The organism is Nocardia sp. NPDC004278, from assembly GCF_053602975.1.
This window is the reverse complement of sequence record NZ_JBSGEQ010000045.1, coordinates 17,521-30,620: the sequence shown is the minus strand read 5'-3', so window position 1 is coordinate 30,620 and position 13,100 is coordinate 17,521. Positions and strand designations below refer to the sequence as shown.

General features: G+C 65.3%; 13 protein-coding genes. 8 read left to right on the top strand and 5 right to left on the bottom strand.

All coding sequences use genetic code 11. The features are described 5' to 3' along the window. Nucleotides 1-67 precede the first annotated feature (67 nt). The 6 genes from ACWEO2_RS38895 to ACWEO2_RS38870 all read left to right on the top strand — a co-directional run bounded on the left by ACWEO2_RS38895 (nt 68) and on the right by ACWEO2_RS38870 (nt 6,769). Entirely contained in the window at nt 68-289 is a 222-nt protein-coding gene (locus tag ACWEO2_RS38895; RefSeq protein ID WP_452409938.1) for a hypothetical protein, read from the top strand. A gap of 318 nt (nt 290-607) precedes the next feature. Continuing rightward, a complete protein-coding gene (hflX, locus tag ACWEO2_RS38890) occupies nt 608-2,074 on the top strand; it encodes a GTPase HflX (protein WP_452409957.1) in 1,467 nt (488 codons plus the stop codon). Nucleotides 2,075-2,268: 194 nt separating this feature from the next. After that, nucleotides 2,269-3,168 carry a lysophospholipid acyltransferase family protein gene (locus tag ACWEO2_RS38885; protein ID WP_452409937.1) on the top strand — a complete coding sequence of 300 codons (900 nt, stop codon included), beginning with the start codon at nt 2,269-2,271 and terminating at the stop codon, nt 3,166-3,168. Nucleotides 3,169-3,213: 45 nt separating this feature from the next. Continuing rightward, nucleotides 3,214-4,281, top strand: a complete 1,068-nt coding sequence (locus tag ACWEO2_RS38880; protein ID WP_452409936.1) for an alpha/beta hydrolase — start codon at nt 3,214-3,216, stop codon at nt 4,279-4,281. Between the two features lie 261 nt (nt 4,282-4,542). Next, the gene (locus ACWEO2_RS38875; protein WP_452409935.1) at nt 4,543-5,688 is read left to right on the top strand and encodes an acyl-CoA dehydrogenase family protein; all 1,146 of its coding nucleotides are present in this window, start codon (nt 4,543-4,545) and stop codon (nt 5,686-5,688) included. Nucleotides 5,689-5,944: 256 nt separating this feature from the next. Further along, entirely contained in the window at nt 5,945-6,769 is an 825-nt protein-coding gene (locus ACWEO2_RS38870) for an alpha/beta fold hydrolase (protein ID WP_452409934.1), read from the top strand. 90 nt (nt 6,770-6,859) lie between these two features. On the opposite strand, the gene soxR is transcribed toward ACWEO2_RS38870, so the two are convergent. Continuing rightward, complete coding sequence (soxR, locus tag ACWEO2_RS38865) at nt 6,860-7,315, bottom strand: redox-sensitive transcriptional activator SoxR (RefSeq protein ID WP_452409933.1); 456 nt, start codon at nt 7,313-7,315, stop codon at nt 6,860-6,862. A gap of 52 nt (nt 7,316-7,367) precedes the next feature. On the opposite strand from soxR, the gene ACWEO2_RS38860 reads away from it, so the two are divergent. Then, on the top strand, nt 7,368-7,949 hold the full coding sequence (locus ACWEO2_RS38860; RefSeq protein ID WP_452409932.1) for an NADPH-dependent FMN reductase: 582 nt from the start codon (nt 7,368-7,370) through the stop codon (nt 7,947-7,949). Between the two features lie 35 nt (nt 7,950-7,984). Then, nucleotides 7,985-9,049, top strand: a complete 1,065-nt coding sequence (locus ACWEO2_RS38855) for a nitroreductase family deazaflavin-dependent oxidoreductase (RefSeq protein WP_452409931.1) — start codon at nt 7,985-7,987, stop codon at nt 9,047-9,049. Between the two features lie 52 nt (nt 9,050-9,101). On the opposite strand, the gene ACWEO2_RS38850 is transcribed toward ACWEO2_RS38855, so the two are convergent. From ACWEO2_RS38850 to ACWEO2_RS38835, 4 genes are all read right to left on the bottom strand, one after another. Beyond that, nucleotides 9,102-10,358: a class I SAM-dependent methyltransferase gene (locus ACWEO2_RS38850; protein ID WP_452409930.1), complete on the bottom strand. Its 1,257-nt coding sequence runs from the start codon at nt 10,356-10,358 to the stop codon at nt 9,102-9,104. A gap of 116 nt (nt 10,359-10,474) precedes the next feature. After that, entirely contained in the window at nt 10,475-11,044 is a 570-nt protein-coding gene (locus ACWEO2_RS38845; protein WP_452409929.1) for a hypothetical protein, read from the bottom strand. 18 nt (nt 11,045-11,062) lie between these two features. Continuing rightward, nucleotides 11,063-12,052 carry an MlaD family protein gene (locus tag ACWEO2_RS38840; RefSeq protein WP_452409928.1) on the bottom strand — a complete coding sequence of 330 codons (990 nt, stop codon included), beginning with the start codon at nt 12,050-12,052 and terminating at the stop codon, nt 11,063-11,065. After that, nucleotides 12,049-13,095, bottom strand: coding sequence for an MlaD family protein (locus ACWEO2_RS38835; protein WP_452409927.1), 1,047 nt, complete (start codon nt 13,093-13,095; stop codon nt 12,049-12,051). Before ACWEO2_RS38835 ends, ACWEO2_RS38840 begins: the two co-directional genes overlap by 4 nt. Between the last annotated feature and the right edge of the window lie 5 nt (nt 13,096-13,100).

Below are 13,100 nucleotides of genomic sequence, written 5' to 3'. Positions count from 1 at the left end.
GGCGGCGCGGTTGATCGACAGCCGCACCAACTTGGGGTTCCGGTAGTAGTCGCCGAAAATCGGGCGGATGTGGCTTAGCTGGTGCGGTACGCCGATCCGGCTGCCCACACTGCCCACCCTGCTCACCCGCGAGCAGTGTGAGCCGCAGCGCGAGGAGTTCTGCCGTCTGGTCGGCAAATCCGCCGACCCCGGCCAGTGCTCGGCCGCGGCCCTCGACGAGCTGAACAGCGGTTATCGCTATATTCGCCTGATTCTCGGCGATTACTACCGGGACACCACCTGGGGATGATCCGGTGGTGCCGTGCGGGTCGCTGTGATGTGTGCTGAGGTCGGCGGGGATTACGACCTGCGCCTTCAGGTCACGGTGCGTCAGTGGCCGAACTGCGGACATTGTGGGCGTCTGGCGGCTCGCCTGGACCGGTGTGAACCACGGGCGTCGGCCGCGTCCAGGGATAACCGAATGCGCGTACCTGAGCTCGCGTGGCAGCATGGATGTTGTATGACGAAATCAAAGACTTATGAATTCACTCCGGCCGACGATGACAACGAGGCCGTCGAGGACACGACGGAAGGCACCGGCGACGTAGTAGCCGAGCACGCCGCGCGGATGCGGCGGTCCGGGTGGACCGCCGATCCCACGGTCGGCGAGATGCAGCTCGACGAGCGCTCCTCGCTACGCCGAGTCGCGGGTCTGTCCACCGAGCTCACCGATATCACCGAGGTCGAGTACCGGCAGCTGCGCCTGGAACGGGTCGTGCTGGTCGGGGTCTGGACCACCGGCACCGCCACCCAGGCCGACGCGAGCATGGCCGAACTGGCCGCGCTGGCCGAGACCGCGGGTTCGGAGGTTCTGGAGGGCCTGATCCAGCGCCGCGACAAGCCGGACCCGGCCACCTACATCGGTTCCGGCAAGGCCGACGAACTGCGTGCGGTGGTGCTCGAAAGCGGCGCCGATACGGTGATCTGCGACGGTGAACTGACACCGGCACAGCTGACCGCGCTGGAGAAGGTCGTCAAGGTCAAGGTGATCGACCGGACCGCGCTGATCCTGGATATCTTCGCCCAGCACGCCACCTCCAGCGAAGGCAAGGCGCAGGTCTCGCTCGCCCAGATGGAATACATGCTGCCGCGACTGCGCGGTTGGGGTGAGTCCATGTCCCGGCAGGCCGGTGGTCGTGCGGGTGGCAACGGTGGCGGTGTGGGTCTGCGTGGTCCCGGTGAGACCAAGATCGAGACCGACCGCCGTCGTATCCGCGAACGAATGGCCAAGCTGCGCCGCGAGATTCGCGAGATGAAGACCGCACGCGACACCAAGCGGGCCCGCCGCACTTCCAGCGGCATCCCGTCGGTGGCGATCGTCGGTTACACCAATGCGGGCAAATCCAGTCTGATGAACGCGCTGACCGGCGCGGGCCTGCTGGTCCAAGACGCCCTGTTCGCGACCCTGGATCCGACCACCCGCCGCGCCGAGTTGGACGACGGCCGCGAGGTCGTCTTCACCGATACCGTCGGTTTCGTACGGCATCTGCCGACCCAGTTGGTCGAGGCGTTCCGGTCCACCCTGGAGGAGGTCACCGGCGCCGATCTGCTGCTGCACGTGGTCGACGGCTCCGATCCGCTGCCCGCCGAACAGATCAAGGCGGTCCGCGAGGTGATCACCGATGTGATCAAGCAGTCGGGTACGCCAGCGCCGCCGGAACTGTTGGTGGTCAACAAGATCGACGCGATCGACCCGGTCGAGCTCACCCGGTTGCGCGGCATGCTGCCCGACGCGTCCTATGTATCCGCACACAGGGGCACCGGTATCGCCGAACTGCGTGAGCGCCTGGCCGAGGTGCTCGGTGGCCTCGATGTGGAGATCAGCGTGCTGCTGCCGTACACCCGCGGCGATCTGCTCGCCCGCATCCACGCGGACGGGCGCATCACCACCTCCGAGCACGAGGAGGGCGGCACCCGGGTCCGCGCACGCGTTCCGCACGCACTGGCCGCGGCACTGTCGCAGTACGCGCACGCCGGTGGTTCGGCGCAAACCAATGGATCGGGTCCGGCCGAGACCAACGGGCATTCGCACTGAGCCGTGGTGTCATCCAGCGACCGGCGAGCAGTCGGCCACCCCGCTGAGGGTGGCGGCTGGGCGGGGTCCGACGCCCCGGTATCGGCCCAGTTCGTTCACGGACCGGCCGGTCGGTAGCGCACCCCTGGCACATCCAGTGCGACACAGGCGAATTCGTTGCGCTATCGTCATCGAATCGACATCAGGAGGGTTCCATGTCGCATGACCACTCCGGTGCCGCCGATTCCGGTGATCGGCGCTCCGGTGATTCGTCGCTCGCCACGCCCGTGCTGAGTGACGGTGCGCCACTATCGGTTTCGCTCACCGACACCGATAAGCGGGTGCTCGACGCCCTGCTCGCGCCGCTGCGCGCGTGGACGAGTCCGCGGTTCTACGGCCTGGAGAACATTCCGGCCGAGGGTCCGGTACTGCTGGTCGGCAACCACAATCTGATGGGCGGTATCGATGCACCGCTGTTGCTGCCGGAGGTGCTGCGCCGTCGCGGGCGGCTGATCCGCGGGCTTGCCGAGAATGTGCTCATCAATGTGCCCGGTATCCGGCAGTTGCTGCACCACTTCGGGTCGGTGCGCGGCAATCGCAGCAACTGCCTCGCGCTGCTGGCCCGCGGCGAGGCCGTTATCGTCTTTCCCGGCGGTGGCCGAGAAGCCGTGCGCCGCAAGAACGAAAAGTACGTCCTCAAATGGGAGGGTCGCTCCGGCTTCGCGCATATGGCGATCGAAGCGGGTGCGCCGATCGTGCCGGTGGCGATGATCGGCGTCGACGACGCCTATGACATCGTTGTCGACGGCGACCATCCGGTAATGCGCCCACTGCGCTGGGCCGTCGAAGCGCTCGGCCTGAGTCGCGAGCTGACCCCGCCGCTGATCCGCGGTGTCGGCCCGACCGGTATTCCACGCCCCGAGCGCTTCTACTTCTCCGCCGGTGCGCCGATCGACCCGACGCCGTGGCGGGATGCGGTCGATAAGCATGCCGCCGCGGTGGAGTTGCGTGATGTGGTGCGCAAGGAGCTGGAGGAGGAACTGCGGTTCCTGTTCAGCGAGCGCGACCGTGATCCGGGTCGCACCCTTTTCGGCCGACTGCGCAGTCTGTTCTGAGGCTGCTCTCAGCTATTTTTCAGTAACTCTCCCTACTTTGGCCGAATGGCTGGTACGAGAGTGCGAATGGCGGCAGTGGCGGGGGCAGCAGCGGTTTTGGTGGGCTTTCCGGCCGCCTCTGGTGGATTTCTCGCATCCGCGGCCGGTTCGGCCGATCCGATCATCTCCTCGGGCAAACTGCTCGCTTCGTCGCGCTCGTCCGATGGTTCCTATGTCGCCGAGGTTGCGGTCGAGGACAACCGCAACCTGACACTGCAGGTGTATTCGGCCGCCATGGACAAGAACATCGAGATCCAGGTGCAGCGTCCCGCCGACACCACGGTTCCGCGACCGACCCTGTATCTGCTCAATGGTGCTGGCGGCGGAGAGGATTCGGCGACCTGGCAGGCGCGGACCGATGCCGCGCAGTTCTTCGACGACAAGAATGTGAATGTGATCACACCGGTCGGCGGCCACTGGAGCTACTACACCGACTGGCGTGCGCCGGATCCGGAGCTCGGCGTCAACAAGTGGAAGACCTTCCTCACCCAGGAGTTGCCGCCGCTCATCGACAGCGGCCTCGGCACGAACGGCACCAATGCGATCGCGGGCCTGTCGATGTCGGGCACTTCGGTGCTGCAACTACCGATCGCGGCACCCGGTCTGTACAAATCCGTTGCCGCCTACAGCGGTTGCGCGCAGATCTCTGACCCCGTCGGCTACAACATGGTCAACTCCGTGGTCGCAGTGGGTGGCGGTGATTCCGTGAATATGTATGGGCCGCAGGGTGATCCGATGTGGGCCGCGAATGACCCGTACGTGCACGCCGACCAGCTGCGCGGCCTGAACCTGTTCATCTCCGACGGCAACGGTATGCCCGGCCAGTGGGATACGCTCAACGGCCCGCATACCCTCCCCGGCGTCGGTGGCCTCACCAACCAGGTCGCCCTCGGCGGTGCGCTCGAAGCCGCGACCAACTACTGCTCCCACAACCTCCAGACCCGCCTCAACCAACTCGGCATCCCCGCCACCTACGACTTCCAACCCTCAGGAACCCACTCCTGGGGCTACTGGCAAGACGCCCTCAAATCCTCCTGGCCAGTCCTAGCCCAGGGCCTAAGTCTCCCATCCTGAGCCCTGGACAGACGATCACCATGCGCTGATGCAGGAAGACGCTCGAGAGCACTCCTGCATCAGCGCATTGTCGGTGGGTGGGTGGTTCGGTGGGGGTGGGGGGTTTGTGGGGAATCTCGGTTGGTTCGGGGGAATGGGGGGACTTGGCCAGGTGAGGCCATAATTTTTGGGTCGGAAGTGAACGTGGGTTCTTGTTGCGGGTACCGTATGGGGGAAGGATGGGTCGGTGTGGACCGGCCGGGTGGTCATTAGGAGGTTGGTGTGGAGCGCACACTGTTCGAACCCGAGCATGAGCTGTTCCGGGAGTCGTTCCGCAAGTTTCTCGATCAGCACGTCGCGCCGAGTCACGCGAAGTGGGAAGAGCAGGGGATTGTCGACCGGGAGGTCTGGCTCGAGGCCGGTAAACAGGGATTCCTCGGGATGGCCATGCCGGAGGAGTACGGCGGCGGTGGGGTGCAGGACTTCCGCTATAACGCGATCGTGGCCGAGGAGTCCGTCCGCGGCCAGTACTCCGGTCTCGGCTTCGCTCTCCACAACGATGTGATCGCCCCATATCTGCTAGAGCTCGCCAATGACGAGCAGAAGCAGCGCTGGCTGCCGGGCTTCTGTTCCGGCGAGATCATTACCGCCATCGCCATGACCGAACCCGGCACCGGCTCCGACCTCCAGGGCATCAAGACCCGCGCGGTGAAGGACGGCGACGACTGGATCCTCAACGGCGCCAAGACCTTCATCACCAACGGCATCAACTCCGATATCGTCATCGTCGTCGCGCAGACCGATCCAGCCAAGGGCGCGATGGGCTTCAGCCTGCTCGTCGTGGAGCGCGGTATGCCCGGCTTCGAACGCGGTCGCAACCTCGACAAGCTCGGCCTCAAGGCGCAGGACACCGCCGAGTTGAGCTTCACCGACGTCCGCGTCCCCGGTAAGAACCTGCTCGGCACCGAGGGCATGGGCTTCATCCACCTGATGCACAACCTGCCGCAGGAGCGCCTGTCCATCGCCGTCATGGCGGCCGCGGCCATGGAGTCCTGCCTGGAGATGACCATTCAGTACGTCCGTGACCGCAAGGCGTTCGGCAAGCCCATCGGCGCACTGCAGAACACTCGGTTCGTGCTCGCCGAACTGGCAACGAAGACCACCGCGGTTCGCGTCTTGGTCGACCGCTTCATCGAAGACCTCAATGCGGGCAAGCTCTCGGTCGAGGATGCCGCGATGGCCAAGTGGTGGAGCACCGAGGAACAGCTCGACCTCATCGACCGCTGCCTGCAACTGCACGGCGGCTACGGCTATATGAAGGAATACCCGATCGCGAAGGCCTATATGGACGCTCGCGTCCAGACCATTTACGGCGGCACCACCGAGATCATGAAGGAGATCATCGGGCGTTCGCTGAAACTGGCCTGACCGCAGTCGGTTTCGACTCCAGTCGGCAGCGCTCGCCCCGGCACCGGCTGGAGTTCCCCGTCGAGACCCGCCCGATAGCGGGATCGGTTTGCACAATCGGCCGAAGTTGTCTAGTCCTGTAAGCGGGCCATCGCGGCTCGAGCGGCAGGCGCAGCGAGCTCTGCGGACATCGACGGAAGACGGGTTGGGCACAGTGATCGAGCGGGTCGCCGGACAGGGGCGCCAGGCGGGACACACCTTCGGGACAAGCGCGTTCGTGACGACAACCGATGGCCGTCGGCTGCACTATATGGTGCGTGGATCGGGTGGGCCGACCGTCGTATTCGAATCCGGCATGGGATTCTCGCGGTCGATCTGGGGCCTGGTACAGCCGGTGGTCGCCGAGCGTGTGCGTGCCGTGGTCTACGACCGGGCCGGTACCGGGCGCAGCGATGGCGATTCACAACCGCGCACGCTCGACCGAATGGCCGACGATCTCGCCGCCGTGCTGCGGGAACTGGGGGATGGTCCCTTCATTCTCGTCGGGCACAGCTGGGGCGGCCCCGTCGTGCGCGTCGCCGCGCGGGCAAATCCGGCGGACATTCGGGGAATCGTGCTCGTCGATCAGAGCGATGAGAACTGCGAGCTGTATTTCCTGCCCTCAGCGGAGAAGCGGTATGCGATGACCCGGGTGCTGCTGCCCGTTCTCGCCAGGTCCGGCCTCTACCGGCTGCTCGGCAGCCGGATGGGCGGTAAGCAACCCGCCGATATCGCCGCCGACCATCGCGCCGAGGACTTCACAATGCGGGCCGCACGCATCATGATTGCCGAACAAGACCAATTCAGTACGGGTTTGGGAAAGCTGCGCGAGCAGCCACATGGACTCGGCGCCCTCGACGTCAGCGTTATCACCGGGACGAAATTGTCACGGCTGGACAAGAAGACCCGGCTGGCGCTGACCGCCGCCCATCGCCGCACCGCCGCCGCCTTCCCCAATGGTCGGCTGGTCGAGGCGCAACGCTCCGGTCATCTGATCATGTTCACCGAACCCGAGCTGATCGTCGAAGAGATTCTGCGAATCGCGGGCAGCGCCGCCAACTAGCCTTCTTCGGCTCGGGGCCCCAACCGGCGCGATCAGCCGCGTACGGCTCTTCGGTCGTCCAGCGCCAGCATCGCCTGTTCGAGCGACGCCTCAGTTGTCGAAGAGCCGCCGCGGACCCGAACCCTCTTTGCCCAGTTCGTCGTTCGGGTTGACGAGTGCGCATTGCGGGAACGACAGGCAGCCGCAGCCGATGCATTCGGAGAACCGATCGCGCATCCGCTCCAGTCGCGCGATTCTGGAGTTGATGTCCTTGGTCCAGCAATCGGATGCCCTGGCCCAGAACTCCTGGCCTGGTGTTTCACCGGGTGGCAGCAGTGCCAGGACGTTGCCGATCACCGACAGGGGAATGCCCAGATGGTGTGAGGCGCGGATGAAGGCTACCTGCCGCAACGTCGCCCGGGTATAGCGACGCTGATTCCCGGTGGTGCGACGACTGTGGATGAGCCCCTGCCGCTCGTAGAAGCGCAGCGCCGAGGCCGGAACACCACTGCGTTCGGCCAGTTCGCCGATCGTCACTTCGGCGACTTCGGGATGCGGCGGTGTCACGCGGCCCACACTACCTTGACTTGAACTCGTGTTTAAGTTCGAGGCTTTACCTATGAGCGCATCCGAAAGCCCACTGACCCTCGCCGTGATCGTCGGCAGCACCCGCACGGGCCGATTCGGCCCGACAGTCGCCAACTGGTTCGTCGAACACGCCGAGCAGCGTGCGGGAATCACCGTCGATGTCATCGACCTCGCGGAATCGCCTCTGCCCGAACGGCTGTCGACCGACCTCGGGGCACAGGAGGTCGCGGCACTGGCGGCTGTCAGCCCGCGCCTCGCGGCGGCCGACGCATTCGTCGTGGTGACACCGGAGTACAACCACAGCTATCCCGCGCCGCTGAAGAACGCCATCGACTGGCATTACACCCAGTGGCAAGCCAAGCCGATCGGATTCGTCTCCTACGGAGGCATGGCAGGTGGACTTCGCGCAGTCGAGCACCTTCGGCAGGTCTTCACCGAACTGCACGCGGTGACTGTTCGCGAAACCGTGAGCTTCCACAACGCCATGAGCGCATCGGGCGAGCTGACATCCACGGCGGCCAGTGCCGCCGCCGCCGCGAAGTTGATCGATCAACTCCTCTGGTTCGGCCGAGCGCTGGAAGTCGCTCGATCCGAGCACCCCTACGCCGCCTGAACTGACCCCAACCAACGATGACCGGAGAGCGAACCATGATCGCCCGTAATGCATTGCCCGACATCGCACATCCCGACGTCGACGCCGTACTGATCATGAGGTCGGCGGCGGCGGAGGTCTTCGCGGATCTGGAACGCGGCTCCTGGCCGAAGGAACTCATCTCGTGCACCGCATTCGTGAGCACCGACGGCGAGCAGAACCTCACCTACACCCAGTGGCGAAACGGCGAAGCGGGCCGCGAATACCTGACCGGATTTGCCGACATCGAAGCGGTCGAATATCGGCTGTATCGCAGCAGCGTTGGGGTGAATCCACCGGTTCCAGGATGCATCGTCATCCTCGACGTCGAGTTCGACGGACCGGATCACGATCGGCAACGACGCTGGGTCGATACGGTTTTCGACGCGATGGCCGGCGAAACCGACCCACACCCCGGCGGCATCTCCGGCCACTTCCACGTCAGTACCGACGGCACCCGAGTGCTCCCCTACGCCGAATGGACAACTGCGGACGCCCACCGCGACGCGATCGAACGGTCCGGCCAAGGCATGATCGGATCAGGCAGCGGCTGGCAGCGAGTGCAGGAATTCCCTGGGGTCACCGACAGCGGATTCACGCGATACCACCTGCTGCACAGCCTATCCGAGAGTTCGGCGCCCGAACCCGACGACGTCCACGACAGCCCGACAGACTGGGTGGCGGACCACATCCGAGACTACGTCGAGACCGACGGGCGCAGTGGCCACCTCTACCAAGGCTGGCCCTCGCTGCTGCTCACCACACGCGGAAGGAAATCAGGAAAGCTCCGGCGCACCGCGTTGATCTATGGACAGGACGACGACCGCTACGTCCTGGTGGCCTCGAACGCCGGATCCCCCACCCACCCCGCGTGGTACCTCAACCTGATCGCGGAACCCGACGTCACAATCCAAGTCGGCGCGGAGAAATTCACCGGGCGTGCGCGACCCGCGACCGCTGAAGAGAAACCACCGCTGTGGCACCTCATGACCGCGATCTTTCCGCTCTACGACACCTACCAGGCGAAATCCCACCGCGAAATCCCGCTCGTTGTCATCGAACGCCGCACTGAAGAGGCCTGATTCAGCCAGAACCCGCACCGTCTGGGTTCGAGACTTCGCAGCGGTGATCGGACTACGTCGTTCGCGACGGCGCGATCGTCTCGGCATCCATCCGCGTGGCCTGACCGCTGAGCAGGGTGGCGATGGTCCCGGGTGTCCAGCCGAGTTCCGCACCGGGGCGGGTGGCCAGGTAGGTGGCGACCTTCTCGGCGGCCCAGCCGTGGGATTCGGCGAGGCCCGCCGCGAGATGGCGGATATAGGCGGCCGAGGGTGGGTTGCCGGGGAGGTCGGTGTAGTGCCAGGGCGCGGTGATGGTGAGGATCGGGTGGCCTTCGAAAGTGCCGGTGCAGATTAGAGTTTCGTAACGGCCGGGGCCAAAGGTGAGGCGGCCGTTGGTGATCGCTTCGGTGAGATCGAGGTCGATGCCGGGCGCTCGGTACATCTCCTGGGCGGCAATATCGGAGAACTGCCCGATGGTGACGAGGTGGGCGCGGGTGGCGGTTTCGCCGGGGGCATCCGGATCGTAGAAGGCTCGGCCGCCGGTCCAGGTCAGGGATTCGGTGGCGAAATATTGCAGACCGGGCAGCGTGACGGGCACCGACCGTAGCGGCCCGGTCCGGTCGCGGCAGCCGGGTAGTGTCACCGCTCCGCCGTCGGGCGTGCCTCCGGCGAGGTAGCAGCGAAAGCGGCTCATATGCATATTCGAGCCGTAGGACGCGTACCACACGGTGGCGGTCATGGCGCTGGTCCGGGCATCGCACCCACCTTCGATTCGAGATCGCCTATGAATCGAGCATGCCACGGATGGGTTACCCGCGTCCGACTCCAGGCGTTCTCGCTGTCTCAGCGCCGGGCGACCGTGAGCACATCCGGCACCATGGAATTCGGCAGCGGCCGACGCACCGGACGCTGCTCGGTGATGGTGAATCCGGCCGCTTCGACCAGTGCGCGCATGGAACGCGTGCGTGGACACCACCGCCTCCACCGCACCGTCGGGCAATCCGAGATCCTCGGCCCGACGATTGCGCCACTGCACTTGGTCCGAACGCGACCTCGCCTGTTTCAACATCCCCACCGAAGCATCGCAGCCGTACACCACCTGCGGCCGCAGTTCCCGTGCGATGCGCGCGGCGAGAATGCCGGTGCCGCAACCGACATCGGCGATCCGATGCGCCCTGCTCAGCCGCAACTGCGCGATGATCTCGTGCTGCGGCGGACGATAGGCCAGCCGTTGCAGCACCGGGAAGTTGTAGAGCTGCGCGGCCCGGTTCCAACCGTGGGTGACCAATCCATTGAGTGCGCGTGCCGAGCCTTCGGTCATTGCAGACATCGCTGTCCCTTCGAAGATACAGCCTTAGCCTATATTGTCTGAGACAGATTTGGCGGCCGTGGTGCCGAACTCGCCGCCCGCATTCGCGCGGCCTCCCCCCCGCAGCCCTGATCGGACTACTTCATGGGCAGGCCGCCGCCGACATCGGTGATCTTCCAGTCCGAGTTGCGGTCGACAGTGACGGTATAGGTGACGGTGGTCTGCGCGCCGTCGGGATTCTGGGCATTGGTGGAGCTGACATTGACGAATACGTCGACCTGGTAGATGCCAGCGCTATCGGAGACGACCTTGGCGGTGATCGGATTCGCGGTCGAGGTCCACTTCAGCGGGGTGAGCAGTTCCTCGAGTTTCGGTGCGGTGGCGTCGAATTTGTTCGCCAGGGTCGGCGCGGTGTTCTGTTTGAGTCTGCCCACCCACGAGGCGAATTCGGCGTAGTTGACCGTCGAGGCGCCGACGGCGTAGTCCGTGGCGACCTGCTCGGCGTGCGCATGGTCGGCGGCGACGGCATCCCGGTCGGCGAGGTCGCCGCGGGCGGCGATCAGGAATCCAGCGAGCGTGACGGCGAGGATGGTCATCGCGGCCAATGCCACGCCCCAGGCGACGGTGGCGATCGGTATCGAGATCGAACGGTGTTGTGCCGCAACCGCGTCGCTGGGCGCCTCGGTCTCGGTCGTATCGACTGTCATTGCTGCTCCGGAAGATGGCTATTTGACGGTGATCTGGAAATTCAGCGTGCCGTCGGGGCTGGTCGCGCCGAGTGCCTGGGTAATGAGGCCGCCGATATCCAAGGGGCGCACGGCATTTGTGGTGAGCGCCGCCAAGGGCTGCAGGAGCGGGATCATGGCTGCCAGATCCGGTCCGATCCGGTCGATCTCGGTGGCCAGTCGGCGCAGGAACGGGACGAGGCCGACGGTTTCGGCGGAATCGGTGAGATAGTCGGCGGGCACATCGCCCTTGCGGATCACCCTGGCGATCGATGCGGCCACCTCGCTCACCCGGGGCCCGAATGCGGCCCATGGATCGGCCGCATCGTGCAGGGCCGGTCCGGACCACGACATATCGGAGGCTTTGGCCTGGAATGCGATCAGCATGTCGCGGATGACATCCGAGCGGGCCAGCAGCGTCGCCGCGAGCAGATCCGTGGACCGGGACAGCTGCGGAATGACCGATTCGGTTCCGGCCAGCCCCTGGCCGAAGGTTTCGACAATGGCGCCCATCGCCTGCGGATCGAGCTGGTTCAGGATGCGCGTTGCGGTCTGCGCCACCTCGGGGATGGAGATCGGCATGACGATCTTGTCGGCGTCCACCGTCTGCCCGTCGTGCAGATAAGGGCCCGCGGCACCGCCGCGTGGACGGAAGTCCACATATGCCTCGCCGAGTCCGGACAGACTCTCGATCCGCGCGACGCTCGAAGTCGGAATGCGGTATTTGTCGTCGATACGGAACCGCACGGCGACCCTACTTCCGGTGTGCGATACCGAGATCACCCGCCCGACCTCGATGCCGGACAGCAGCACCTTCGACCGGGGTAGTAGGCCACCGGAGTCGGTGAGCACCATGGTCGCGTCGGTGTAGTTCTTCAGCCAGCCGACCTTGACCACGCCGAAACTCAGATAGCTGCTGCCGATGATCAGGATCGCGGCGATGGCGGCCAGAGAGATGACCGAACCGGGTTTGATACGACCGGGTTTCATCGCACCGCGCCGATCATCCGCAGGCTCGCGATAATGCGATCGACCTGGTCGTCGGTGGAAACGGGCGCGCCCTCGACGCCGATGCGGGTCAGATTCACTTTCGGTCCTCGCTCCACGAACGGTATGACCTTGTCGCGCAACAGCGCCACCAGACGATTCAGATTGGACGGTGCGGACAGGTCGAGTGGGTTGGCCGCCAATAGCATGGGTACGAAGGCCTTGGCTGCGGCGTCACCGGCCTGCAGCAGGGGGCCGAGCCAAGCGGTCGCGTGCCCGATGACACCGAGTGCGCCGACGATACCGAGAGTGAATACCAGCGAATTCGCGAATGCCGGAATATCGCGCGCACCACGTTCGGAGAGCAGGGCATCCAGCTCTGCCCGATTGTCCAGCACCGCGCCGAGGTCCTGTTGGATCGCGTCGAGCAGGCGCCCGACCGAGTCCAGATTGTCGGCGACATCCTGGGCGTCATGGCCCAGTGTCTGGAAGATCCGCGCCGTTTCGATCGACTGCGCGGGCAGCACCGCATTGGTCCGGTTGATGATCTCCTGCATGCTGTGCAGCGCGCCGCCGCCGATAAAGGTGGACATGCCCGCCATCAGATCCTCGATCTGCAGTGCGGGCCGGGTCTGCTGCAGGGGGATGGCGCCGCCCGGTGCAATGGTGCTGGCGAAATCCGCCGGGGGAGTGGTAAGTCCGATGTAGATATCGCCGAGGACGGTGTTCTGGCGCAGCTGCGCGGTGGTGGTGGTCGGCAATTTCACCGAGGTGGAGATATCGACGACGGCGTCGATGCGACCCGCCTGCTGTGCCGACGGGTCGACCACCGTGAGGCTGTGCAGCCTGCCGATCTGTGCGCCATTTGCCACCACCTTGGCCTGTTCCGGCAGGTTCAGCGCGTTCGCGAATTCGATCCGCACCTGATAGGTCGGACCGGCCACGGATGCCCCTGGCACCGGCACCGAGGAGGGATCGAAAGCGCAACCGCCGAGCAGTATTACGGCTGTCAGTGCGGCCGCGAACCCGGTTCGCGTCCGTCGCACGAGGG